Origin of the sequence: Pseudomonas sp. Hp2, assembly GCF_006386585.1 — a bacterium.
Taxonomy (GTDB): Bacteria; Pseudomonadota; Gammaproteobacteria; order Xanthomonadales; family Xanthomonadaceae; genus Pseudomonas_S; species Pseudomonas_S boreopolis.
The window spans coordinates 1-23,595 of sequence record NZ_VAHJ01000004.1 but is presented as its reverse complement, the minus strand read 5'-3'; the positions used below and the strand labels follow the sequence as shown (position 1 = coordinate 23,595).

Below are 23,595 nucleotides of genomic sequence, written 5' to 3'. Positions count from 1 at the left end.
ATGTGGCTGATCAAGCACGCCCGGTCTTCGCGTCCTCCGCGCTTTGCGCTCCGGTTGGTTGCGCCTGCGGGACTTCTTCGACGGGATATCCCCCATCCATTCCCGCGGCTAGTCACCTGGCCTCGAAAACGAATCCCGCCGCCTGGAAATCGCCGCGCAGGGCCACCGGCAGGCCGTGCTGCATCCAGTAGGCGCCGCTGGCTTCGGTGGGCAACCCGGCGGGCAGCTCGCCGCCGCCCAGGCGGGCGACGCGGTAGCGCTTGGCCGGGTCCAGGCCCCGCAGCTTGATGGCCGGGTCCGGCAATCCCTTGGTACCGCTGTGCAGGAACGCGAACAGCACGGCCTGGCGGCGGTCCTGCGATACCGACAGGGTGGCGGAGCGGCGGCCGCCGTCCCACGGCGAGATCAGCCGGTACAGGTCGCCCTGCTGCACGGTGGCGCGGACCTGCTTGTAGGCCTCGACCATGCGCCTGGCCGTGGAGAAGTCCGCCTCCTGCCAGTGGTTGAGGTTGGCGCCGATGCCCAGCCCGCCCTGCATCGACGACAGGAAGCGATACTCCAGCGAGGTCTGGCGGCCGTTGAGCCAGTTCGGCGAGTCGGTCACCCACGCCATCATCACCGCCGGCGTGTAGGCGCGGCTGAAACCGTCCTGCATGCTCAGCCGGTCGTAGGGATCGGTGTTGTCCGAGGGCCACACCTGGTCGGTCAGGGCCATGATGCCCAGGTCCACGCGGCCGCCGCCGCCGGAGCAGGATTCGATCTCCAGTCCCGGATGCCGGCGGCGCAGTTCCGCGAGGATCCAGTACAGGTTGCGCACGTATTCCACGTACAGCTTGGGCTGCTGGTCCGGCGCGACCTCCGGCCAGCCCGGTTCGGACCAGTTGCGGTTGTAGTCCCACTTGAGGAACTGGATGTCGTGCGTGCTCACCAGTTCGTCCAGCACCTTGAACACGTGGTCGCGCACCTCGCGGCGCGCCAGGTTGAGCACCAACTGGTTGCGCGCAGTCGTGCGCGGGCGGCCGTCGAAATGCAGCACCCAGTCCGGATGCGCGCGATACAGGTCGCTGTCCGGGTTGACCATCTCCGGCTCCACCCAGAGCCCGAACTGCATGCCCAGGCCATGCACCTTGTCGATCAGCGGCTTCAGCCCGTTCGGGAACTTGCCGCGGTTGACCTGCCAGTCGCCGAGCCCGGCCTTGTCGCTGTCGCGCGCGCCGAACCAGCCGTCGTCCATCACGAACATCTCCACGCCCAGGCGCGCGGCCTTCTCGGCCAGCGCCATCTGGCCGGCCTCGTCCACCGCGAACCCGGTGGCTTCCCAGCTGTTGTAGAGCACCGGGCGCAGGCGCGGCTTGCCGTTGCCGGGCAGGATGCGTTCGCGCTGGAAGCGGTGCATCAGGCGCGATGCGCCGCCCATGCCCTGGTCGGAGTAGCCGGCGTAGAACACCGGCGTGTCCAGCGTCTCGCCGGGCGCGAGCGGGTAGGCGAAGTCGAACGGGTTGTAGCCGCCGACCACGCGCACCGCGCCGGCCTGGTCCTTGTCGATGCTGATCCGCCACGAACCGGACCAGGCCAGCGCGCCGAACCACACCGGCCCGCTTTCCTCGGTGCTGCTGCCGTCGCGGTCGATCGCGAACCACGGCGCGTTCTGGTGGCCGGTGGAGCCGCGGCGGCTCTCCAGCACGGTCGCGCCCTCGGTCACGGGCCGTTGCTGCAGGGTCCACTCGCTGGCCCAGCGCCCGGTGAGGTAGTGCAGCCGGTAGTCGCCTTCCGGCGCCAGGGTGTACGAGGCCGAGCCGGCCTGGTCGATGCGCACCGGCGCCTGGCCCAGGTTCCGGATCGAAGCCGAGCGCGCCAGCACGCCGGTGCCCGGATCGATGCTGTAGCGCAATGTCACCTGCAGCGGCTGGGCGATGTCCCGGGTCACCACTTCGATGGTGTCGCCCTGGATGCGGTGCGAAACGTACTTGAGCACCGTGTCGCGGCCGCCGTCGGCGTAGGCCACCTTGAGCGCGGTCTCGCTGAAGACGCCGCCGCCCTGGGCGGGAAACTCCTGCGGCGTGACCGATGCGGACAGGTCGAAGCTGGCCGCGTCGGGCAAGGGCGCCAACGGTCCCAGCGGGTCGCCATCGGCCAGGCGGCCGCCCCAGTAGGCCGATTGCAGCTGTCCTTGCGGGTTGATGCCGAAGGCATAGGTGACCTGCCCGCCATCGAGCCGGAACACGCGCGTGCGCGCGTCGTAGTGCGCCGCCGCGCGTGCCGCCTCGATGGCGCCCGCCTGCGCGATCAACAACCCCAAGCCCGATGCAACCAGCGCCGCGATGCGCATGCAGATCCCCTGTCTGGCTTTTATGGGATTTATCATATAAATAAGGCGACATGTAGCGTCAAGGCGCGATGCGGCGAACGTCCATGCTGCAACGCGCAATCGCAGCGAGCACGTGCCGCGCGTGACTTGGAGCACATAAACCGGCGTGCTATCGTCCGGCCGGAAACGCGATAGGGGTTTCCAGGAGCTGGGCAGCTTCCCAGGCTTGTACTTCTCTTCAACGGGTTTATCGAAGATGGCCCCACTCCAGCCCGCCGGACGCTCGCGCTTGGCCGGCCGCATGACGTTGACGGAACAGTTGCTGGAGGCGTTGGGTCGGGAAATCGTGCTCGGGCGTTTCGAAAGCCGGCCGTTTCCCACCGAAGCGGAAATCTCCGAGGCCTATTCCACCAGCCGCAGCGTGACCCGCGAGGCGATCAAGATGCTCACCGCCAAGGGCATGCTGTCCGCGCGCCCGCGCAGCGGCATCCTGGTGCAGCCCGAGCGGGCGTGGAGCCTGCTGGACGCCGACGTATTGCGCTGGATGCTGGAGCGCAAGTTCTCCTACAAGTTGTTGCGCTCCTTCACCGAGATGCGCCTGGGCATCGAACCCACCGCGGCCGCGCTGGCCGCGCGCCATGCCGACCCCGAGGCCATGCGCGGGATCGAGCATGGCCTGGAGCGGATGATGGCCGCCGAGCGCGGCGAGGACGACCACCATGCCGCCGATGCGGCCTTCCACGTGGCGATCCTGGATGCGACGGGCAATCCGTTCTACATCCAGCTGCACGAACTGGTGCATGCGGCGCTGCGTTTCTCCATCCAGCTCACCAACCGCATCCATGGCCACACGGCGAGCATCCCGGCGCACCGGCGGGTCTACGACGCGATCAAGGCCGGCGATGCGCCGGCGGCCCAGGCGGCGATGGCCGCCATCATCAACGACGTGCTGGCGCTGATCGCGCAGGTGGAAGGGCGCGAGTCCGGGCCGCAGCGCAAGCCGGCCAAGCGCGCGGCCACGGCCGCGGCGCGCGCCCGGCGCAGGTAGGCTGGTCCGTTCTCCCGGGTTGCGGGGCATCGCCGGGCGGCGGCGATGGCCTGCACCGCAGGCTCCCTCCGGGGGCCGGGAGATCGCACGCGCCTACTACTTTCTGAGTAGACGGGCCGGATACGGGCGCCCTCTATACTCGGGGTTTGTCCATTTCCAGGGGCTCGACGCATGAGTGCACCCACGCCGTCTCCGGCCACCACCAATCCCGCCGCGCTGGGCAGCCTGCGCCGTTCGGTATCCAACACGCTGAAGGGATCGGCCGGCAACCTCGTCGAGTGGTACGACGTCTACGTGTACTCGGTGTTCGCGGTCTACTTCGAGTCGCAGTTCTTCTCGAAGGAAGACAAGAACGCCACGCTGTTCGTCTGGGCGATCTTCGCCATGACGTTCCTGATGCGGCCGATCGGCGCCTGGTACTTCGGCCGCTTCGCCGACCGCTACGGCCGCCGGCTGGCGCTGACCGTGTCGGTGTCGATGATGGCGGCGTGCTCGTTCATCATCGCGGTCACGCCGACCGTGGCCACGATCGGCATCGCCGCGCCGGCGATCCTGATGCTGGCGCGGTTGCTGCAGGGCTTCGCTACGGGCGGCGAGTACGGCACCAGCGCGACCTACATGTCCGAGGCGGCGATCCCGGGCCGGCGCGGTTTCCTGTCCTCGTTCCACTACGTGACGCTGGTCGGCGGCCACGTCCTGGCGCAGGCGACGCTGCTGGTGATGCTGCAGTTCCTCGACGTGCCGCAGATCTCCGAATGGGGCTGGCGCGTGGCGTTCGGCATCGGCGGCATCGGCGCGATCGTGGTGTTCTGGCTGCGCCGGACCATGGACGAGTCGCTGCACTCGGAGTCGATCGCCGAGGCGCGGCAGGGCCGCGCGCGCGCGTCCGGCTCGATGCGCGAGCTGTTCCTGCACCAGTGGAAGCCGCTGCTGCTGTGCTTCCTGGTCACGGCCGGCGGCACGGTCGCGTTCTACACCTACTCGGTCAACGGGCCGAAGATGATCCAGAGCGCGTTCGCCGGCGACGACGTGATGGCCGGCACGCTCATCAACCTTGCCGCGCTGACGCTGCTGATGCTGATGCAGCCGGTCGGCGGCTGGCTGTCGGACATCGTCGGCCGCAAGACCCTGCTGGTGTTCTTCGGCATCGGCGGCGTGCTGTACACCTGGTTCCTGGTGCTGGAGCTGCCCCGGCAGACCGATTGGCTCGCCGCGTTCGCGATCCTGGCCGTCGGCTTCGTGATCCTGACCGGCTACACCTCGATCAACGCGGTGGTGAAGGCGGAGCTGTTCCCGACCCACGTGCGCGCGCTGGGCGTCGGCCTGGGCTATGCGCTGGCGAACTCGGCCTTCGGCGGCACCGCGCCGCTGCTGTACCAGGCGTCGCTGAAGACCGGCCACGTCACCACGTTCGTGATCTACGCGACGGCGATGATCGCGGTCTCGCTGGTGGTGTACATGTTCTTCCTGACCAACAAGGGCTCGAACTGGCTCGACGACGAGGCCGCGATGCGCAGGCGCGTGCCCGGGCGCGGCTGAGTTCTCCGTGGAGGCGCGCGCTTTCCGTGGGAGGGACTCCAGTCCCGACGGGCCTTGCCGACGGCCGCCCAGGTAGCTTTCGTTCCCTTCTCCCGCTCACGGGGTGAAGAAGCGCGGCTTGCGAGCCGCTGGCTCGCGAACGCCCGGCGCGCTGCGCCGGGTCGGGACGCGGCGGGCTGCCGGAGGACGGACGGGCGAAGCTTGTAGGTGATGGGACGGAACGCTAGCGCGAAGGCGCAGGCATGGAGTCCCCCGCCTCCGGCACCTCGGCCGGGAACAAGGCATGGCGCAGGCCGACCAGGCCCATCAGCGCCTCGTCGCGCGCCTTGCCGGGGGCGACGCTGCCGACGCGGCCCAGCGAGGCGTCCAGGCGCTCGCGCAGTTGCGCCGGGCCCGGCAACGGCCGGCGTGCCCGCGCCTGGCGCCGGTAGTGCGCGGCGACCTCGTCGAGGATCGCGTCCACCGCGTGCATGCTGCGCTCGGGCAGTTCCAGGCGCGCGCGCCGCAGCTGCAGGATGTTCAGGCCGACGCGGATCTCGCCGAGCATGTCGACCGAGGCGAGGTCGCTGCCCTCCGGGGTGGCGGCCAGGCGCGGCGCGAGCAGGCCGAGCAGGTCGAGCATGCGCGCGGCGAAGCGGCGGCGGTCCTGCTGGCCGCGGCCTTCGGCGGCCTCGGCCAGGGTGGTCCAGCCCTGGCGTACCAGTCGCCGCGCGGTCCACTCGGCGCCGACCGAGCGGAACAGGCGGGTCAGCACCACCGCGAAGCCGATGCCGAGGATCATCGCCACCGATGAATTGACGAAGCTCTGGATGTCGGCGCTGTAGGTGTTCTGCACGCTCAGCAGCGCCACCAGGTTGACCGTCAGCGGCAGCGCGACGAGCGCGGTCTTGGGCCGGTGCAGCATCAGGCCCAGCGGCAGGAACACCGCCGCGAGCACCAGCACCAGCATGCCGAAGTCGTGGATCGCCGGGAAAATCCCGAACTGGTAGACGCCGGCCACCACGCTGGCGACCGTGGCCCAGAGCAGGAACGAGAGCATGCTCGGCGCGGGGTCGTCCTGCGCGGCGAAGAACGCCGCCGTCACCGCGGCCATCATCGCGCCCATGCCGCCGCCTTCCCAGCCGATGCCGATCCACAGCACGCAGTACGCCATCAGCGCCGCGCCGGCGCTGAGCGCGGAGAACAGCGTCATGCCGTAGTCGACGTGGCGCGCCGGGCCGATCCGCTCGGTGCGGATGCGATAGTGGCTGGTCTCGCGCGGCGAGGTGCCGTGCTCGATCGCGTCGCCCAGCGTGCGGCAGTCCTGCCACAGGTCCAGCAGTTCCTCCAGCCGCAGCAGCAGCGAGGCCAGCAGCAGCCGGTCGAAGTCGCGGTCGATCTCGGGCTTGAGCGCGGCTATGCGCTGGCGCAGCGCCGCGTACTGGCCGAGGTCGGCGTCGGGCGGGACGTCCAGCCAGGCCGCGATGTCGGCGATCAGCGGCTGCAGGTCGGCCGGCAACGCCCGGCCGCGGGCGCGCAGCGCGTGCAGGCGGTCGGCGATCGAGTTCAGCGCCGGCAACAGCAGCAGCATGCGCTCGCGCAGGTGCTCCATCGCGCGGGCCGCTTCCGCGTGGCGCGGGTCGTCGTGGCGGACGAACTCGATCAGGGTCTCGAACTGCACCAGGTCGGCGGCCAGGCGGTTGCGCGGGCCGGCCGCGTGCCCGCGCGCCAGGATCTCGCGGCACCATTGCGCCGCGTCGCGCATCCAGCGGCCCACCTGCGTGGCCAGCATCGGCCGCACCGAGGCCGGGAACACCAGCGCGGCGAACAGCACCGCCACCACCGTGCCGAGGACGATCTCCTCGCAGCGCGCCACCACGGTATCGAAGATGGTCTCCGGCGCGGTCACCGCCGGGAAGCCGATGAAGGCGGCGGTATAGCCGGCCAGCATGAAGGCGTAGCCGCGCGGGCCGCGGTCGAGCAGCGCCAGGAACAGGCACAGCGACAACCACAGCGACATCGCCGCGCTCAGCAGCAGCGGGGTCTCCACCAGGTTTGGCAGCATCACCAGCGTGGCCACGCCGGCGATCAGCGTGCCGGCCACGCGGTACAGGCCCTTGGCGCGGGTCGGCCCGAGCATCGGCTGGGTGACGATGTAGACCGTTGCCATCGCCCAGTACGGGCGCGACAGGTTGCCGGCCAGGGCGATGTACAGCGCCGCGATCGACGCCAGGAACGTCTTGACCGAGAACAGCCAGGCCTGTCTGTCCAGCAGCAGCATCACCGGCCCCCGTGTCCAAGGGAGGCGATGGCGACGATCCGGGCGAGAAGGGAAAGCGGCATTTCGGTCTCGGGATAGCTCAGTGGAACAGCTCCCCCCGGCAAGGGGAGCGCGGCGGCAGCCGCCGGGGATCGGGGCGTGCCGGGAGAGGGCGCAAGGATCGCCAGGCGATCCTCGGGAGCTTCATCGCGCATGCGAGGAAGCGTCCGCCTCTTCCCAGCCGCCGCCGAGGGCGAGGAACAGCTGGATCTGGTCCTGCGCCACCTGCGCTTCGGCATTGGCCAGGGCGATGTCGGCGCTGGCGAGGGTGCGGTCGGCGTCCAGGCTGGACAGGTAGGGATTGCGCCCGGCCTGGTACAGGCGCCGGTTCTGCTCGGCGGCCAGGTCGGCCTGGCGCTGCGCCTGCTGCAGCGATTGCAGCCGCTGCAGGTCCTGGGCGTACTGGCTGAGCGCGGTCTGCGCTTCGCGCAAGGCCTGCAGCACGGCATGGTCGAACTGCGCCACGGCCGCATCGGCGCCGGCCTCGGCGGCGCGTACCCGCGCATGCGCCGCCTTGCCCGGGATCGACCAGGAAATCAGCGGGCCGAAGCCGAACATCTGCGTGGCCGGGCTGCCGAAGGTTCCCAGGGTGCCGATGGCGCCGACCGAGGCGCCGAGGCGGATCTGCGGATACAGGTCGGCGGTGGCGACGCCGATCCGGGCCGTCGCCGCGGCCAGCCTGCGCTCGGCCTCGCGCACGTCGGGCCGGCGCGCGAGCAGGGCGCGGCCGTCGCCGATCGGGATCGGCCGGTTGATCTCCGGCGCCTGACGGCAGTCGGCCACGCCCTCGGGCAACTGGCCCGGGGTGCGGCCGAGCAAGGCGGCGAGCTGGTACTCGGCGGTTTCGCGCTTGGCGCGCAGCGGCGGCAGCGCCGCTTCCAGCGTCGCCACCTGGGCCTCGGCGCGCGCCAGGTCGGGCGGCGTGCCGCGGCCGGCGGCGACCAGGCGCTGCACCACGGAACGCCCGCGTTTTTGCAGTTCGACCGAGTGCTCGGCCACCGCCAGCTCGTGGTTGGCATGGCAGATGGCGACGTAGTTGCCGGTCACGCGGGCCACCAGGGCCATCCTGGCCAGGTCGAGCGCGGCCTGCGCCGCCTCGCTGTCGGCGCGCGCGGCCTCTTCGCCGCGGCGCAGCTTGCCGAACATGTCGAACAGGTAGGACACGCCGGCCTTGGCGTCGCCCAGGTTCATCACCGGCAGTTGCTCCTCGTGCAGCAAGCTCTCGCCGGAGATGCGCGCGCGCTGGGCGGACGCGTCCACCTCGAAGTCGGGGCCGGCGGCATCCTCGGCGACCTGGTACATCGCGTCGGCCCGGCGCAGGTTGGCGGCGGCGACCTTCAGCTCGACGTTGTCGCGCAGCGCGGCCTGCACCAGCGCGTCCAGCACCGGCGAGCGGTACAGCGACCACCAGCGCTCCGGCAGCGGCGCGCTCGGCTGGACCCGGTCGTTGCCGGTGTCCAGGAAGGCGCCGTTGGCCTCGGGACGCGCATAGGCCGCGTCCTTCGGGATCGCGTAGTCCGGGCCGACCGTGGTGCAGGCGGCCAGGCTCGCCAGCAGGAGCGCCGCGGCCGACCGGCGCGCGAACGCGAGCTTCATGGCCGCGCTCCGGCGCCGCGGTCCGGCAGGATGTTCACCGTGGCGGTGCGGCCGGCGATCAGGCGCACGCCTTCCGGCACTTCGTCCAGCGCGATCCGCACCGGGATGCGCTGCGCCAGCCGCACCCAGTCGAAGGCCGGGGTGACGTTCGGCAGCAGGCTGCTGCCGTCGCTGCGGTAGCGGTCCTCGATGCCGACCGCGATGCTCTGCACGTGCCCGCGCAGCACGCCCGGCTCGCCCATCAGGTGGACCTCCACCGGCTGGCCCGGGTGCACGCCGCGCAGGCGGGTTTCCTCGAAATAGCCGTCGACCCGGAACGAGCCGGTGTCGAGCACCGCCAGCACCGGCTTGCCGGCCACGACGTAGTTGCCGGCGCGCACGGTGCGGTCGTTGACGCGGCCGGCGCTCGGGCTGCGCACCAGCGTGCGCTCCAGGTTCAGCGCGGCCAGGTCGGCCGCGGCCTGCGCGGTCTGCACCGCCGAGCGCGCCGCCTGCAGGGCGGATTCGGCGGCCTGCAGCTTGGCGCGGCGCACTTCGGCGTCCTCGGTGGCGACCAGGTCCTTGAGGCTGCGGTCGCGCGCGATCTCGCGGCGCAGCTGGGCCGCGCTGGATTCGGCCTGGGCGACCGCGGCGCGGCGTTCGGCCAGCGCGGCCCTGGCCTGGTCCAGCGCCAACCGGTAGCGGGCGTGGTCGACCACGAACAGGACCTGGCCCTGCTTCACCTCGGCGTTGTCGGCGACCTCGACCCGCTCGACCAGGCCGGACACGTCCGGCGCCACCTGCACCACGTCGGCCGACACGTGCGCGTCGCGCGTCCACGGCTCGTCCATGTAGTAGTGCCACAGGTGCCGGAGCACCAGCAGCGCGACCACCACCATCGCCAGGGTCAGCAACGCCGGCCCGGCCGCCTTCGTCAGAGTCTTCATGGTTGCGTCCAGCGCAGGAGGGAGAACAGGCCGCCCAGCAGCACGATGTAGAGGGCGAGATTGAACAGCGGCGGATGCCAGATATGGCGATAGGCGCCGAGCCGGGTGAGCGCGTAGCCCAGCGCGCCGGTCAGCAGGTACGCGAACGTCATCAACGCCAGCAGCGTCGGGATGAACACGCCGTAGAGACTGAATTCTCCGAACATCGTCGTCTGTGTTTCTTTCGGTTGCGGAACGGGCAAGCCGCGGCATGCGCCGCGCCTGCGGGAGGGATCGGGCGATGGATCAGTCGTGCTTTTCGCTGGCGTCGCCGATCAGGCGCCACAGCTTCAGCACGGCCTCGACCTCGGCGGGCGAGAGCGTGCCGAGCACGTCCCGGCGCAGCTCCACCAGCCGGGCCTCCAGCTGGCCGACCAGCGCCTGGCCGGCCTCGGTCAGCCACAGCTGGTTGGCGCGGCGGTCGTGGGCGTCGCACTCGCGCCGCACCAGGCCCTGCTCGCCGAGCCGGTCGAGCAGGCGCACCAGCGACGGGCCTTCCATGCCCAGCTTCTGCGCCAGCGCGACCTGGCGGATGCCGCCGCCGGAGCGGCCGATCAGAAGCAGCGGCGCGGTGCAGGCGCCGGAGATGCCGAACGGCTCGAGCGCGGCATCGACCAGCCGCTGCCATTGCCGGCTGGCGAGCAGCAGGCCGCTGCTGAGCTGGGTGAGGGGAGGGAGCGTGTCCATCGGTGATCGATAGGATGCTACTGTTTCAGGAATGAATCAACTCGGACCCGCGTCGGCGAGCCCTTCGGTTCGTTGCCGTTCATTCCCGGCGACGATCCGGTCACTCGGGTACCATGCACGCCCCGTAACGGGTGCCGTCGCATGAACGATTCCAAGAAAGACAACGCCTCCCCCGTCACCCAGGCCCAGGCCGAAGAGGCCGTGCGCACCCTGCTGCGCTGGGCCGGCGAGGACCCGGCCCGCGAAGGCCTGCTGGATACCCCGCGCCGCGTGGCCGAGGCCTACGGCGACTGGTTCAGCGGCTACCGCGAGGACCCGCGCGCCTACCTGGAGCGCACCTTCGAGGAAGTGGCCGGCTACGACGAGCTGATCGTGCTGCGCGACATCGAGTACGAAAGCCATTGCGAGCACCACATGGCGCCGATCATCGGCAAGGTCCACGTCGGCTACCTGCCGGCGGGCAAGGTGGTGGGCATCAGCAAGCTGGCGCGCGTGGTCGAGGCCTACGCGCGCCGCTTCCAGGTGCAGGAGAAGATGACCGCGCAGATCGCCCAGTGCATCCAGGACGTGCTGCAGCCGGTCGGCGTGGGCGTGGTGGTCGAGGGCTCGCACGAGTGCATGACCACCCGCGGCATCCACAAGCGCGGCGTGTCGATGGTGACCTCCAAGATGCTCGGCAGCTTCCGCGAGGACGCGCGCACCCGCGCCGAGTTCCTGCGCTTCATCGAAGTGGGCGGCAAGCGTTGATGCGGTCGATGTCGTTGTCGGCATGAAGCACGCGGCACGGATCGCCCATTACCGCCAGTTGCGCGACCAGCCGCTGTGGAAGCTGCTGGCCGCCGACCATGCGCCCGAGCTGATCGGCCTGCTGCAGACCCTGCTGCTGGACGGCGAGCGCCGGCTCGGCGCGGCGGTGCTGCACGAGCGCCTGCAGCGCCAGCTCGACGCGCTGCGCGCCGAGGAACTGTCGCGCGAGCTGCCGCGCACCGCCCAGGCCTACATCGCGCACTGGCTGGCGCAGGGCTGGCTGGAGCGGCGCCTGCCCGAAGGCGCGGCGGAAGAGGAATACGAACTCTCGCGCGCGGCCGGACAGGCGATCCGCTTCATCGCCGGATTGCGCGAATACGGCTCCACCGCCACCGAGAGCCGGCTGTCGCTGGTGATCCAGCAGCTGGTGCAGCTGGCCGGCCAGACCGAGTCCGACCCGGACGCGCGCCTGGCCGCGCTGCGCGCCGAGCGCGAGCGCATCGACGCGGAGATCGAGCGCGTGGCCGCCGGCAAGGTCGCCGCGCTCGACGGCAAGCGCGCGCTGGAACGCACCCGCGACCTGATCCAGCTCTCCGACGAGCTGGTCGAGGACTTCCACCGCGTGCGCGACGATTTCGAGCGGCTCAACCGCGAGTTCCGCGAGCGCATCATCGACGACGAGGGCGCGCGCGGCGACGTGCTGGAGAAGCTGTTCGACGGCGTCGACGTGATCGCCGAGAGCGAGGCCGGGCGCACCTTCCAGGCGTTCTGGAACCTGCTCAACGACCCGCAGCAGAGCAGCCAGCTCGACGCCGCGCTGGAAGCGCTGCTGGCGCGCGGCTTCGCGCGCCGGCTGGACCGTCGCGAGCGGGCCTTCCTGCGCGGGCTGACCACCACCCTGCTGGAGCGCGGCGGCGAGGTGCACACGGTGATGCAGCACTTCGCGCGCAGCCTGCGCGGCTTCGTGCAGAGCCGCGGCTACCTGGAGCAGCGTCGCCTCAACCAGTTGCTCAAGCAGGCCCAGGCCGAGGCCTTGCCGTTGCGCGAGAAGCTGCACGCCACCGCCGCCACCGGCTACACGCTGTCGCTGAGCGGCGCGCGGCTGCGCTCGCTGTCGCAGTGGCGGCTGCACGACCCGCGCGTGGTGCAAATCGACGGCAGCATCGAGTTCGCCGACGAGGCCGAGATCTCGCTGGACAGCATCGGCGACCTGGTCGCGCAGTCGGAGATCGACGTGCGCGCGCTGCGCCAGGACCTGCACGACCTGCTCGGCCGGCACCCGCGCCTGAGCATCGGCGACACGCTGCGCCAGCGCCCGGCCGCGCAGGGCCTGGGCAGCGTGATCGGCTACCTGTCCCTGGGCACCCGCCATGGCATGGTGATCCAGGACCAACACGAGACCGTGCAGTGGGAGGGCGGCGACGGCGCCACGCGGCGCGCGCGCATCCCGCTGGTGTGGTTCACCCAGGAGAAACGCGATGAACTGGTCTGATCGGGCCGAGCCGGCCGATCCCAAGGGCGAGGAACGCAGCGGCGAGCTGTTCCTCGGCGATACCGGCACGCTGCCGTTCGACGCGCGACGCGCGCTGTGCCAGCTGCTGGCCGGACCGAGCGTGGACGCGCAGCGCCACGGCGCGCTTTGGCCGGCGCTGTTGCGCCACGAGGCCGACATCCGCCGCGTGCTGTGCGAACTGTTCCTGGAACTGGTGATCGACCGCGATGACGGCGTGGCGTTCGCGCGCCAGGCCGATACCGCCGAGCTGGAATCGCCGACCCTGCTGCGCAGCGCGCCGCTGACCTTCATCGAGTCGGTGCTGCTGCTGTTCCTGCGCCAGCAGCTGGCCGAGGCCGACACGCGCGGCGAGCGCGCGGTGGTCGAGGAAGCGCAACTGGTCGAGGCGCTGTCGGTCTACGAGCGGCACCTGTCCACCGACCGCGCCGGCTTCGCCCGGCGCGTGGCGGCGGCGATCAACAAGATGCGCGAGAACCAGCTGCTCTCGCGCCTGCGCGGCAGCGAGGACCGCTACGAAGTGTCGCCGGTGCTCAAGCTGCTGTTCTCGGCCGAGGAAGTGCAGGCGCTGGCCGAGGCCTACCGCGAGCTGCGCGAGGGCCGCGCGGTGCTGCGCGACGACGAAGAAGCCGAGGCCGAGGCTTGAGCGAGGACCGCATGAACGCCCAGATCGACATCCCCACCGGCGAGATCGCCCCCTCGCTGTTCGCCGAGACCGTGGCCGAGCAGCGCGCCCGCCAGTTCCGCATGCGCCGCCTGCAGGTGCACAACTGGGGCACCTTCAACGGCCTGACCGACGTGCCGATCGCCGAGAAGGGCTTCCTGTTCGTCGGCCGCTCCGGTTCGGGCAAGTCCACCCTGCTGGACGCGATGTCGGCGCTGCTGACCCCGCCGTCGATCGTCGACTTCAACGCCGCCGCGCGCGAGGCCGAGCGCTCCGGCCGCGACCGCTCGCTGGTGTCGTACGTGCGGGGCGCCTGGGCCGACCAACAGGACAGCGAGTCCGGCGAGATCGCCACCCAGTACCTGCGCCGCGGCACCACCTGGTCGGCGCTGGCGCTGGAATACCGCAACGCGCACGGCGAGACCGTCAGCCTGGTCCGCCTGTTCTGGATCGCCGGCAGCGGCAACGCCGCCGCCGACGTGCGCAAGCACTACATGGTCGCCACGCGCCGTTTCGACCTGGTCGCGGAGCTGGACGGCTTCGACCTGGACCTGCGCCGGCTCAAGGCGCGCCTGGGCGACGGGGTGCACCACTTCGACAGCTTCGCCGGCTATGCCGAGCGCTTCCGCCACCTGCTCGGGATCGGCAACGAGATGGCGCTGCGGCTGCTGCACAAGACCCAGTCGGCCAAGAACCTGGGCGATCTCAACGCGTTCCTGCGCGGCTTCATGCTCGACGAACCGCGCACCTTCGAGGCTGCCGACCGGCTGGTGGAGGACTTCGCCGAGCTCGACGGCGCGCACCACGCCGTGGTCACCGCGCGCCGCCAGGTCGAGACGCTCAGCCCGGCGCGCGAACACCACGCCGCGTTGATGGAACTGCGCCGCAGCGTCGGCGAACTGCGCGAGCTGCAGCTCGGCGTGGACGGCTACCGCGAGCGGCGCCGCGAGGAACTGCTGGCCGCGCGCCTGCAGGAACTGGACGTGCAGGACCGCGGCCTGGCGGGCGAGGAAGGCCAGCGCAGGCAGGCGCTGGACAACCACGAGCAGAAGCTGGCCGAACTGGAACGCGACCAGCGCGCCGCCGGCGGCGAACGCATCGAGGCGCTGGAGCGCGAGCGCGACCGGATCGAGCGCGAGCGCGACGAGCGCCTGCGCCGGCGCGCGCAGGCCGAGCAGGCCTGCCGCCAGCTCGGCACCGTGCTCGCCTCCACCGCGGCCGGCTTCGCCGAGCAGGTGGCGCATGCGCGCGCGCTGCTGGAGGGCAGCGCGGCCAACGCCCTGTCGGTGGACGAGGCGATCGCCGAGCGCATGGCCGAGCGCCGCGAGGACGAGCGCCGCTTCGCCGAGATCCGTGCCGAGATCGAGGCGTTGAAGAAGGCCCCGTCCAGCATCCCCGCGCCGTTGCAGCAACTGCGCGCGCGCCTGGCCGCCGATACCGGAATCGCCGAATCCGCGCTGCCGTTCGTCGGCGAGCTGGTGCAGGTGCGCGACGACCAGATCGCCTGGCGCGGCGCGATCGAGCGCGTGCTGGGCGGTTTCGCGCAGTCGCTGCTGGTCGACGAGCGCCACCACGCCCAGGTCGGCGAGTGGGCCAACCGCACCCACCTCGGCGTCCGCCTGGTCTATTTCCGGGTGCGCCGCAACGACGCGCTGCAGGCGCGCAAGCCGGACCCGGATTCGCTGCCGGGCAAGCTGCAGCTGCGCGAGCACGCCTTCGCCGACTGGCTGCGCAACGAGCTGCAGCGCCGCTTCGACTACGACTGCGTCGACAACGTGGCGGCCTTGCGCAACGCCGAGCGCGCGATCACCCGCGAGGGCCAGATCAAGCACCCCGGCGACCGCTACGAGAAGGACGACCGCCACGCGATCAACGACCGCAAGCGCTGGCTGCTCGGCTACGACAACCGCGACAAGCTCAAGGTCTACGAGCGCGAGGGCCAGGCGCTCGCTCAGCGGATCGCCGCCTGCGAGGCGGACGTCGCCGCGCTGCGCCGCCAGCGCGAGCAGGGCCAGGAGAAGCAGCTGGCCGCGCATGCGCTGGCCAGCCGCGAGTGGGACGAGATCGACGTGGTGCCGCAGCTGCAGCGCCTGGGCGACATCGACGAACAGCTGCGACAGCTGCGCGAAGGCGATGCCGGCCTGCGCGCGCTCGGCCAGGCGATCGAAAGCGCGCGCGCGCACCGCGACCAGGCCAGGCGGACCTACGAGGACGTGCGCCTGGAGCGCGCCCAGCTGGCGCGCGAACGGACGCGCCTGGAGCAGCAGTACGAGGCCTGCCGCGCGCGCGGCACCGGCACCGCGTTGACGCCCCTGCAGACGGAGGGCCTGCAGCAGCGCCTGGCCGCGCTGCCGCCGCTGAGCCTGGACAATCTCGAAGCGCACTTCCGCACGGTCGAGCGCGGCCTGGCCGAGCAGCTCGCCGAAAGCCAGGGCCGCGACAGCCGTCTGTCGGCGCAACTGCTGGACTGCTTCCGCCGCTATTGCCAGCAGTGGCCCGAGGACAGCGGCGACTTCACCGTCAGCCTGGCCAGCGCCGAGGATTTCCTGGCCCGCCTGGAGCGGCTGGAGAGCGACGGCCTGCCGCGCCACGAGCACCGCTTCTTCGACCTGCTGCAGACCCAGAGCAAGAACAACCTGCTGGCCCTGCAGCGGCACATCGCCGAGGCCCACAAGGGCATCAAGCAGCGCATGGACGAGGTCAACGCCAGCCTGGAACAGGTGCCGTTCAACCGCGGCACGATCCTGACCATCGAGGTCGGCGACCGCCGCCTGGGCGAGGTGCAGGAGTTCCAGCAATGGCTGCGCACCGTGCTCTCGCACCAGCAGACCGAGGACCGCGCGCTGGCCGAGGCGCAGTTCGCCACGCTGCGCCAGCTGGTGGCGCGGCTCGGCTCGACCGAGCCGGACGCGCGGCGCTGGCGCGAGCAGGTGCTGGACGTGCGCCAGCACGTGGAGTTCATCGGCGTCGAACTGGACGCGCAGACCCGCCAGCAGGTGGAGATCTACCGCAGCGGCGCCGGCAAGTCCGGCGGCCAGCGCCAGAAGCTGGCCACCACCTGCCTGGCCGCGGCGCTGCGCTACCAGCTCGGCGGCGAGGACGGCGAACTGCCGCGCTACTGCGCGGTGGTGCTGGACGAGGCGTTCGACAAGGCCGACAACGAGTTCACCGCGCTGGCGATGAACATCTTCGAGAACTTCGGCTTCCAGATGGTCGTCGCCACCCCGCTGAAGTCGGTGATGACGCTGGAGCCGTTCATCGGCGGCGCCTGCTTCGTCGAGATCAGCGGCCGCCATCACTCGGGCGTGCTGCTGATCGAGTACGACGAGCAAGAGCAGCGCCTCAAGCTGCCCGAGCGTTCGCGCGGCGAGGATGTGGTGGCCGCGGCGGAAGCGGTCGTGGCCCCGGTGGAGCCCGAGGCCGCACCGCCATCCGCCGCGCGCAAGCCGGCCAGGAACGCCAAGAAAGCCGCATCCGCCAAGCCCGGGCCGGCGAAGAAGGCGGCGGCCAAGCGCGCAGCCGCCAAGCCTCGCGGCAAGCGCTGAAGGTGTTCACGGCCGTCTCGGCTATCGAACCCGCCCCCAGGTTGGGGGCGATCCGCGCGTAGCGCGGATGGGAGCTAAAGGCGTGAGCCGCCGCAGGCGACTCACGCCGCGAAGGTGTCCCACCCCATCTTCGCGATCAGCACCACCACCAGCACCAGGAACAGCCTGCGGATCAGCGGCGTGCCGCCGTGCAACGCCAGCCGCGTGCCGGTGACCGCGCCGGCGATGTTGGCCGCGGCCATCGGCAGCGCCGCGGCCAGCAGCACCTTGCCGGTCGGCACGAAGAAGCCCAGCGCGGCGAGGTTGGTGGCCAGGTTGACCACCTTCGAGGCCGCCGAGGCGCGCAGGAAATCCAGGCCGAAGAAGCGGATGAACAGGAAGATCAGGAAGCTGCCGGTGCCCGGCCCGAAGAAGCCGTCGTAGAACCCGATCGCCGCGCCCACCGCCAGGGCGATCGCCAGCTCGCGCCGGCCGATCTGGCGCGGCCGGTGCAGCGCGCCGAAATCCTTCTTCGCCAGCGTGTAGGCCAGCATCGCCACCAGCAGCGCCAGGATCAGCGGCCGCACCGCCTGCTTCGGCATCAGGCTGACCGCGGTGGCGCCCAGGAACGAGAACACGAACGCGGCGACCGCCGCGTAGAGCACCGGCCGCCACGGGAAGCGCACGTTGCGCGCGTAGCGCCACGCCGCGGTCGCGGTGCCGGCCATCGCGCTGAACTTGTTGGTGCCCAGCAGCACCGCCGGCGCCTGCTGCGGCAGGGCGGCGAACAGGCCGGGCAACTGGACCAGGCCGCCGCCGCCGACCGCGGCGTCGATCAGTCCGGCGGCGAAGGACAGGCACAGCAGCCAGGGCAGTACGTCGGGCAGGGCGTCGAACACGTGGGGGACCGGATCCGGGGCGCGCCAGCATAGCCGCGCGCCCGCCTGGATGCGCCCGCGCCCGGCAGCCGGCACAATCGGGCCATGAGCAAGACCGTTTCACGTCCGCCGCGCGATCCCTGTCCGTGCGGCCGATCCCTCGACTACGCCGACTGCTGCGGTCGCTGGCACCGCGACGAGCCCGCGCCGGACGCCGAGTCGCTGATGCGCTCGCGCTACAGCGCCTACGTCCGCCGCGACGCGGACTACCTGCTGGCGAGCTGGCATCCGTCCACGCGCCCGGCCGCGCTGTCGCTGGACGAAGCCGCCGGCGGGCGCACCACCTGGCTCGGCCTGAGCGTGCAGAAGGCCATCCGGACCGGCCCCGACACCGCCGAAGTGGAATTCCTCGCGCGCTACCGCATCGGCGGCGGCAGCGCGGTGCGGATGCTCGAGCACAGCCGCTTCGTGCGCGAGGACGGCCGCTGGTATTACCTGGACGCCCTGTGACGGCGGCCTCGACACGGCGTTCGCGCCCGGACGCTAAGCTAGCGCGCAACGCGGGGTGGAATGCCGCAGGTTGGCAGGGCAAAAGCGATGAACACGCTCAGTCTCTGGCAGTGGGTGATGGCGGTGGCGGTGCTGTTCGGGCTGGTGGTGCCGGCGTTGCTGGCGGCCTGGATGATCTGGTTGCGGCCGGCCGCGCGGTCCGCGGCGGCGCGCGCGGGGCGTGCCGATGAGCCGGCCCGGCCGGTGGGGATCGCGCTGCGCGATGGCGCCTGAACGCGCCGCGCCGCGGCGCGCAAGGCTTGCATGGCTGGCGCTGCTGGCCGGGCCGCTGGCGGCCGCGGCGCAGGCCGACGATGCGGCCTTCCGGCAGTGCCTGGGTACCCTGCGCGCGCAGGCGTCCGGCGCCGGCGTGTCGGCCGCGACCTTCGAACGCGCCACCACCGGCCTGCAGCCGGACCCGGAGGTACTGCGCCTGCTCGATGCCCAGCCGGAGTTCACCACGCCGATCTGGGACTACCTCGCCGCGCTGATCGACGACGAACGCGTCGCCGACGGCCGCGCGATGCTGGCCGCCCATCGCGCCTTGCTCGACCGCATCGCCGGCGAATACGGGGTCGATCCGGCCACCGTGGTCGCGGTATGGGGCGTGGAAAGCGACTACGGCCGCGTGTTCGGCAAGCGCCCGCTGCTGCAATCGCTTGCCACGCTGGCCTGCGAGGGCCGCCGCCAGGCGTTCTTCCGCGGCGAACTGCTCGCGCTGCTCAAGCTGATCGACGCCGGCGACCTCCAGGGCGAAGGCCTCACCGGCTCGTGGGCCGGCGCGTTCGGGCATACCCAGTTCATGCCGTCCACCTACGCGCGCATCGCGGTCGACGGCGATGGCGACGGCCGCCGCGACCTGGTCGGCAGCATCCCCGACGCGCTGGCTTCCACCGCGCACTACCTCGCGCGCGCCGGCTGGCGCAGCGGCGAACCCTGGGGCATGGAAGTACGCCTGCCGCCGGGCTTCGACACGACCCGGACCGGCCGCACCGCGCGCCGCCCGTTGAGCGCGTGGCGGGCCGGCGGGTTGCGCGACGGTGCCGGCCAGCCCCTGGCGGTTCCCGGCCTGGCCGCGGATGCGCCGGCCGCGCTGCTGCTGCCCGCCGGTCCCGGTGGCCCGGCTTTCCTGGTCTTCCGCAACTACGATGCGATCTACAGCTACAACGCCGCCGAAAGCTACGCGCTGGCGATCGCGTTGCTGTCCGACCGCCTGCGCGGCGGACCCGGCCTGCGGGCCGCCTGGCCCACCGACGATCCCGGCCTCGGCCGAGGCCAACGGCGCGAACTGCAGCGATTGCTGATCGCGCGCGGCCACGACATCGGCAGCGCCGACGGCATGGTCGGCAGCGCCACCCGCCGCGCCATCCAGGCCGAACAGCAGCGCCTCGGCCTGCAACCGGCGGACGGCCGCGCCGGCCAGCGCATCCTCGACGCCCTGCGCGCCGCTCCCGCCGTCTCCCCGCGCCGCGGCACCGCCTTCGCGCTGCCGGCGCGCTATCCCCAGTTCCTGCAATCCCCCCTCGTGACCAAGACCATGGCCCTGCCCGATCTTCCCGGCCTGAGCGCCGGCGACTACCAAGGATTTCCCTCGCTGCTGGTGCAGACCCCGTTCTCCAGCGCCGCCATCAGCCTGTTCGGCGGCCAGCTGCTGTCGTTCGTGCCGAAGGGCGGACAGGACGCGATGTGGCTCTCGCCGCTGGCCAAGCAGCCGCCGACGCCGATCCGCGGCGGCACGCCGGTGTGCTGGCCGTACTTCGGCCGGCAGGACCAGACCGGCGACGTGCCCTCGCACGGATTCGTGCGCACCGTGCCGTGGCAGCTGGTGGAGGCCAGCCGCGAGGCCGACGGCACGCTGCGCCTGGTGCTGGCGCCGCCGGCCTTCGACGACCTGCCGCTGCGCCTGCGCATGCACCTGCGCATCGGCCGCACCCTCGAACAGGAACTGGTCACCGAGAACACCAGCACCGCGCCGGCCCGCTTCACCCAGGCCCTGCACAACTACTTCCGCGTCGGCGACGCGCTGAAGGTCGACGTGCAAGGCCTGGACGGCCTGGACTACCTCGACAAGTACGAGAACTACGCCACCGCGCACCGCCAGCAGGGCGACTGGAACCTGCGCGACCCGCGCGATCCCGGGCGCAGCGACCGCATCTACACCGGCGCCGGCGGCCGCTACACCCTGGTCGACCCGGTGCTCGGCCGCCGCATCGCCATCGCCACCGAGGGCAGCCGCACGCTGGTGGCCTGGAATCCCGGCGAGGACGCCGGGCGCAAGATGGCCGACGTCGGCGAGCACTGGCGCGAGTACGTCTGCCTGGAAGCGGCCAATGCCGGCCCCGACGTGATCGAACTCGCACCCGGCGGCCGCCACACCCTCAAGCAGACGATCGCGGTTGAGCCCTTGTAGCCGGCGGACGCGCATGCAGGCGCCGTGAAGGGCGACGCCAACGGGTGCGGCATCGCCTCGATCACCGCTAAACTTCGCCGCTTTCCGACCAAGGCAGCCGCGCATGGCCCCGATCGATTCCGCCCCCGGCGTGCGCCGCGCGGCGATGATCTTCATCTTCGTCACCGTGCTGATCGACGTGCTGGCCTTCGGCGTGATCATCCCGGTGCTGCCCGGCCTGGTGCGCCAGTTCACCGGTGGCGACTACGCGCAGGCGGCCGAGTGGATCGGCTGGTTCGGCTTCCTGTTCGCGGCGATCCAGTTCTTCTGCTCGCCGATCCAGGGCGCGCTGTCCGACCGCTACGGCCGGCGCCTGGTGATCCTGCTCTCCTGCCTGGGCCTCGGCGTGGACTTCCTGCTGATGGCCGTGGCGCACACCCTGCCGTTGCTGCTGCTGGCGCGGGTGGTGTCGGGCGTGTTCGCCGCCAGCTTCTCCACCGCCAACGCCTACATCGCCGACGTCACCCCGCCGGAGAAACGTGCGCAGGCGTTCGGCATGATCGGCGCGGCGTTCGGCATCGGCTTCGTCGCCGGCCCGTTGATCGGCGGCTGGCTCGGCGACATCCACCTGCGCCTGCCGTTCTTCGCCGCCGCCGCCCTGGCGCTGCTGAACCTGCTCTACGGGCTGCTGGTCCTGCCCGAATCGCTGCCGCCGGAAAAGCGCAGCCGCCGCTTCGACTGGTCGCATGCCAACCCGTTCGGCGCCCTGCAACTCCTGCGCGGCTACCCGCAGGTGTTCGGCCTGGCGGCCGTACTGTTCCTGGTCAACCTGGCGCATTACGTCTATCCCAGCGTGTTCGTCCTGTTCGCCGGCTATCTCTACAACTGGGGGCCGCGCGAGGTGAGCTGGGTGCTGGCGCTGGTCGGCGCATGCAGCATCGTCGTCAACGCGCTGCTGGTCGGGCGCATCGTGCGCAGGTTCGGCGAGCGCCGCGCCTTGCTGATCGGGGTGGCCGCCGGCGTGGCCGGTTTCGTGATCTACGGTTTGGCCGACAGCGGCCGCGCCTTCCTGGTCGGCATTCCGATCAGCGCGCTGTGGGCGGTGGCCGGTCCCGCCGCGCAGGCGCTCATCACCCGCCAGGTCGGCGCCGAAGTCCAAGGGCGCATCCAGGGCGCGCTGATGAGCCTGGTCAGCCTCGCCGGCATCATCGGTCCATTGCTGTTCGCCAATGTCTTCGCCTGGTTCATCGGCAAGCAGGCTCCGCTGCACCTGCCGGGCGCCCCCTGGTTGCTGGCCGGTGCGTTGCTTGCCGCCGGCTGGTGCGTGGCCTGGCGCAAGGCCGTGGCGAAACCGGCGTGAGCCACCGCTGAGCGGTCGCGGAGCGCTCGAATCTCAGGCGCCTTGCCGCCTCAGCGCCAACAGCACCGCGCCGCCTGCGATCAGGCCCCAGAACGCGGCGCCGATGCCGGCCATCGTCAGGCCGGAAGCGGTGACCAGGAACGTCACCAGCGCCGCCTCCCGCTCGTGTTCCTCGCGCAACGCCGCCGCCAGGCTGTTGCCGATCGTGCCCAGCAGCGCGATGCCGGCGATCGCCATCACCAGCTCCTTGGGAAAGGCCGAGAACAGCGCCGCCACCGTCGCGCCGAACAACCCGATCAGCAGGTAGAACGCGCCGGCGAACACCGCCGCCATGTAGCGCTTCGATGGGTCCTCGTGCGCCTCGCGCCCCATGCAGATCGCCGCGGTGATCGCCGCCAGGTTCAACGCGTACGCACCGAACGGCGCCAGCAGCGTATTGACCACCCCGATCCAGCCGATCGCCGGCGAAATGGGCAACGCGTAACCCGATGCGCGGGCCACCGCCACGCCCGGCACGTTCTGCGATGCCATGGTCACCACGAACAGCGGCAGCGCGATGCCGAAGAGCGCCGCCCACGAGAACGACGGCATCGTGAACAGCGGGCGCGCCACCGCCACGTGCACCTCGTTCCAGTGCATCGCGCCCGTGCCCGCGGCGATCGCCAGGCCGACCAGCAGCGCTGCGATCACCGCGTAGCGCGCGAACAGCTTCCTGCCGCACAGGTAGACCACGAACATCGCCAGCGTCATGCCCGGCTGCGCCTGCACCGACACGAACAGGTCCAGCCCGAACCGCAACAGCACGCCGGCCAGCATGCCCGAGGCCAGCGACACCGGTATCCGCCGCATGGCGCGCGCGAACACCCCGCTGAATCCCGCCGCCGCGCCGAGCAGCGCGGCCAGCACGAACGCCCCGATTGCATCGGACAGCGGCACCGCGGCGGCGCTGGCGATCAGCATCGCCGCCCCCGGCGTCGACCATGCCGTGACCACCGGCATCCGCCAGCGCAGCGACAGCCCGATGCAGGTCACCCCCATGCCGATGCCCAGCGCCCACATCCACGAGCCGATCTCGGCCTGGCTCGCGCCCAGGTGGCGTGCGGCCTCGAACACGATGACCGCCGAGCTCGCGAAACCCACCAGGACCGTGACGAATCCGGCGGCGAGCGTGGACAGCGAGACATCGCCGAGGATCGAGGTCCGGCCGGGCATCGACATCGACAGCTCCTTGCGAAGAGGGGGGAGCTGCATTCTCACCGACGATCGCCGGATGCGCAGGCGGGAGCGGGCGGGAGGACGTTTCTCGAAGCCGCGCGAAAAAAGTGTTGACGGATTCAGGAATCCGATTAAACTGCGCAGCCCTCGCCGACATCGGCCTCCTTCTCCGGAAGGAACCGGCTTCGGAAAGGGTTCTCGAATCAACGACTTCAGCGACAAAGGTGTTGACGATTCGAGGAAGTGGCCGCAGAATGAGCGGCTCGCTTCGAGAGGGTCTTCGGACCGGATTGAAGCGGCGGCAACCTCCTCGGCGA

Annotated in this window: 17 protein-coding genes and 2 pseudogenes; 11 read left to right on the top strand and 8 right to left on the bottom strand. The window is 71.3% G+C overall.

Going from position 1 to position 23,595, the window contains the following annotated elements:
* Nucleotides 1–112 precede the first annotated feature (112 nt).
* Nucleotides 113–2,329 carry an alpha-galactosidase gene (locus FD678_RS13210; protein ID WP_218569713.1) on the bottom strand — a complete coding sequence of 739 codons (2,217 nt, stop codon included), beginning with the start codon at nucleotides 2,327–2,329 and terminating at the stop codon, nucleotides 113–115.
* Between the two features lie 280 nt (nucleotides 2,330–2,609).
* Between FD678_RS13210 and FD678_RS13205 the strand changes: the two genes are divergently transcribed.
* Nucleotides 2,610–3,356, top strand: a complete 747-nt coding sequence (locus FD678_RS13205; protein ID WP_218569712.1) for a FadR/GntR family transcriptional regulator — start codon at nucleotides 2,610–2,612, stop codon at nucleotides 3,354–3,356.
* Between the two features lie 171 nt (nucleotides 3,357–3,527).
* On the top strand, nucleotides 3,528–4,895 hold the full coding sequence (locus FD678_RS13200) for an MFS transporter (protein ID WP_140724317.1): 1,368 nt from the start codon (nucleotides 3,528–3,530) through the stop codon (nucleotides 4,893–4,895).
* Nucleotides 4,896–5,118: 223 nt separating this feature from the next.
* Here the strand turns inward: FD678_RS13200 and FD678_RS13195 are convergent, their stop codons facing one another.
* The 5 genes from FD678_RS13195 to FD678_RS13175 form a co-directional block, all read right to left on the bottom strand.
* Nucleotides 5,119–7,155 (bottom strand): FUSC family protein, encoded by a 2,037-nt coding sequence (locus FD678_RS13195; protein WP_218569711.1) that lies wholly within the window; start codon nucleotides 7,153–7,155, stop codon nucleotides 5,119–5,121.
* A 183-nt stretch (nucleotides 7,156–7,338) separates the two neighbouring features.
* Complete coding sequence (locus FD678_RS13190; protein WP_140724310.1) at nucleotides 7,339–8,790, bottom strand: efflux transporter outer membrane subunit; 1,452 nt, start codon at nucleotides 8,788–8,790, stop codon at nucleotides 7,339–7,341.
* The gene (locus tag FD678_RS13185) at nucleotides 8,787–9,716 is read right to left on the bottom strand and encodes an efflux RND transporter periplasmic adaptor subunit (RefSeq protein WP_177497785.1); all 930 of its coding nucleotides are present in this window, start codon (nucleotides 9,714–9,716) and stop codon (nucleotides 8,787–8,789) included. The genes FD678_RS13190 and FD678_RS13185 overlap by 4 nt, the downstream gene beginning before the upstream one ends.
* Nucleotides 9,713–9,922, bottom strand: a complete 210-nt coding sequence (locus tag FD678_RS13180; protein ID WP_140725268.1) for a DUF1656 domain-containing protein — start codon at nucleotides 9,920–9,922, stop codon at nucleotides 9,713–9,715. Before FD678_RS13180 ends, FD678_RS13185 begins: the two co-directional genes overlap by 4 nt.
* 79 nt (nucleotides 9,923–10,001) lie before the next feature.
* On the bottom strand, nucleotides 10,002–10,442 hold the full coding sequence (locus FD678_RS13175; protein WP_140724307.1) for a MarR family winged helix-turn-helix transcriptional regulator: 441 nt from the start codon (nucleotides 10,440–10,442) through the stop codon (nucleotides 10,002–10,004).
* Nucleotides 10,443–10,583: 141 nt separating this feature from the next.
* Between FD678_RS13175 and folE the strand changes: the two genes are divergently transcribed.
* Genes folE through FD678_RS13155 form a run of 4 tightly spaced genes read left to right on the top strand, consistent with a single transcriptional unit; the run spans nucleotide 10,584 to nucleotide 16,908 of the window.
* Entirely contained in the window at nucleotides 10,584–11,189 is a 606-nt protein-coding gene (folE, locus tag FD678_RS13170) for a GTP cyclohydrolase I FolE (RefSeq protein WP_140724304.1), read from the top strand.
* Between the two features lie 22 nt (nucleotides 11,190–11,211).
* Nucleotides 11,212–12,681, top strand: coding sequence for a DUF3375 domain-containing protein (locus FD678_RS13165; RefSeq protein WP_140724301.1), 1,470 nt, complete (start codon nucleotides 11,212–11,214; stop codon nucleotides 12,679–12,681).
* Entirely contained in the window at nucleotides 12,668–13,345 is a 678-nt protein-coding gene (locus FD678_RS13160) for a DUF4194 domain-containing protein (protein ID WP_140724297.1), read from the top strand. Before FD678_RS13165 ends, FD678_RS13160 begins: the two co-directional genes overlap by 14 nt.
* Before the next feature lie 11 nt (nucleotides 13,346–13,356).
* Nucleotides 13,357–16,908 carry an ATP-binding protein gene (locus FD678_RS13155; RefSeq protein WP_218569710.1) on the top strand — a complete coding sequence of 1,184 codons (3,552 nt, stop codon included), beginning with the start codon at nucleotides 13,357–13,359 and terminating at the stop codon, nucleotides 16,906–16,908.
* A gap of 101 nt (nucleotides 16,909–17,009) precedes the next feature.
* Here FD678_RS13155 and FD678_RS20410 read toward each other — a convergent pair whose 3' ends face one another.
* A complete protein-coding gene (locus FD678_RS20410) occupies nucleotides 17,010–17,786 on the bottom strand; it encodes a sulfite exporter TauE/SafE family protein (RefSeq protein WP_372237532.1) in 777 nt (258 codons plus the stop codon).
* A gap of 84 nt (nucleotides 17,787–17,870) precedes the next feature.
* On the opposite strand from FD678_RS20410, the gene FD678_RS13150 reads away from it, so the two are divergent.
* The 5 genes and pseudogenes from FD678_RS13150 to FD678_RS13135 all read left to right on the top strand — a co-directional run.
* The gene (locus FD678_RS13150) at nucleotides 17,871–18,275 is read left to right on the top strand and encodes a YchJ family metal-binding protein (RefSeq protein WP_140724294.1); all 405 of its coding nucleotides are present in this window, start codon (nucleotides 17,871–17,873) and stop codon (nucleotides 18,273–18,275) included.
* Between the two features lie 87 nt (nucleotides 18,276–18,362).
* Entirely contained in the window at nucleotides 18,363–18,548 is a 186-nt protein-coding gene (locus tag FD678_RS13145) for a hypothetical protein (RefSeq protein ID WP_140724291.1), read from the top strand.
* Nucleotides 18,538–19,764: pseudogene (locus FD678_RS20775) on the top strand (lytic murein transglycosylase); the annotation flags it as partial. The gene FD678_RS13145 and the pseudogene FD678_RS20775, both read left to right, overlap by 11 nt.
* 87 nt (nucleotides 19,765–19,851) lie before the next feature.
* The gene (locus FD678_RS20770) at nucleotides 19,852–20,724 is read left to right on the top strand and encodes a D-hexose-6-phosphate mutarotase (protein ID WP_305955986.1); all 873 of its coding nucleotides are present in this window, start codon (nucleotides 19,852–19,854) and stop codon (nucleotides 20,722–20,724) included.
* Between the two features lie 88 nt (nucleotides 20,725–20,812).
* Nucleotides 20,813–22,063: pseudogene (locus tag FD678_RS13135) on the top strand (TCR/Tet family MFS transporter); the annotation flags it as partial.
* 33 nt (nucleotides 22,064–22,096) lie between these two features.
* Here FD678_RS13135 and FD678_RS13130 read toward each other — a convergent pair.
* Entirely contained in the window at nucleotides 22,097–23,281 is a 1,185-nt protein-coding gene (locus tag FD678_RS13130) for a benzoate/H(+) symporter BenE family transporter (protein ID WP_218569709.1), read from the bottom strand.
* Between the last annotated feature and the right edge of the window lie 314 nt (nucleotides 23,282–23,595).

Excerpts from the sequence above, each read along its gene's own strand:
- FD678_RS13210 (WP_218569713.1), bottom strand. The coding sequence starts at position 2,329 with ATGCGCATCGCGGCGCTGGTTGCATCGGGCTTGGGGTTGTTGATCGCG.
- FD678_RS13205 (WP_218569712.1), top strand. The coding sequence starts at position 2,610 with ATGACGTTGACGGAACAGTTGCTGGAGGCGTTGGGTCGGGAAATCGTG.
- FD678_RS13200 (WP_140724317.1), top strand. The coding sequence starts at position 3,528 with ATGAGTGCACCCACGCCGTCTCCGGCCACCACCAATCCCGCCGCGCTG.
- FD678_RS13195 (WP_218569711.1), bottom strand. The coding sequence starts at position 7,155 with ATGCTGCTGCTGGACAGACAGGCCTGGCTGTTCTCGGTCAAGACGTTC.
- FD678_RS13190 (WP_140724310.1), bottom strand. The coding sequence starts at position 8,790 with ATGAAGCTCGCGTTCGCGCGCCGGTCGGCCGCGGCGCTCCTGCTGGCG.
- FD678_RS13185 (WP_177497785.1), bottom strand. The coding sequence starts at position 9,716 with ATGAAGACTCTGACGAAGGCGGCCGGGCCGGCGTTGCTGACCCTGGCG.
- FD678_RS13180 (WP_140725268.1), bottom strand. The coding sequence starts at position 9,922 with ATGTTCGGAGAATTCAGTCTCTACGGCGTGTTCATCCCGACGCTGCTG.
- FD678_RS13175 (WP_140724307.1), bottom strand. The coding sequence starts at position 10,442 with ATGGACACGCTCCCTCCCCTCACCCAGCTCAGCAGCGGCCTGCTGCTC.
- folE (WP_140724304.1), top strand. The coding sequence starts at position 10,584 with ATGAACGATTCCAAGAAAGACAACGCCTCCCCCGTCACCCAGGCCCAG.
- FD678_RS13165 (WP_140724301.1), top strand. The coding sequence starts at position 11,212 with ATGAAGCACGCGGCACGGATCGCCCATTACCGCCAGTTGCGCGACCAG.
- FD678_RS13160 (WP_140724297.1), top strand. The coding sequence starts at position 12,668 with ATGAACTGGTCTGATCGGGCCGAGCCGGCCGATCCCAAGGGCGAGGAA.
- FD678_RS13155 (WP_218569710.1), top strand. The coding sequence starts at position 13,357 with ATGAACGCCCAGATCGACATCCCCACCGGCGAGATCGCCCCCTCGCTG.
- FD678_RS13150 (WP_140724294.1), top strand. The coding sequence starts at position 17,871 with ATGAGCAAGACCGTTTCACGTCCGCCGCGCGATCCCTGTCCGTGCGGC.
- FD678_RS13145 (WP_140724291.1), top strand. The coding sequence starts at position 18,363 with ATGAACACGCTCAGTCTCTGGCAGTGGGTGATGGCGGTGGCGGTGCTG.
- FD678_RS20770 (WP_305955986.1), top strand. The coding sequence starts at position 19,852 with ATGGCCCTGCCCGATCTTCCCGGCCTGAGCGCCGGCGACTACCAAGGA.
- FD678_RS13130 (WP_218569709.1), bottom strand. The coding sequence starts at position 23,281 with ATGTCGATGCCCGGCCGGACCTCGATCCTCGGCGATGTCTCGCTGTCC.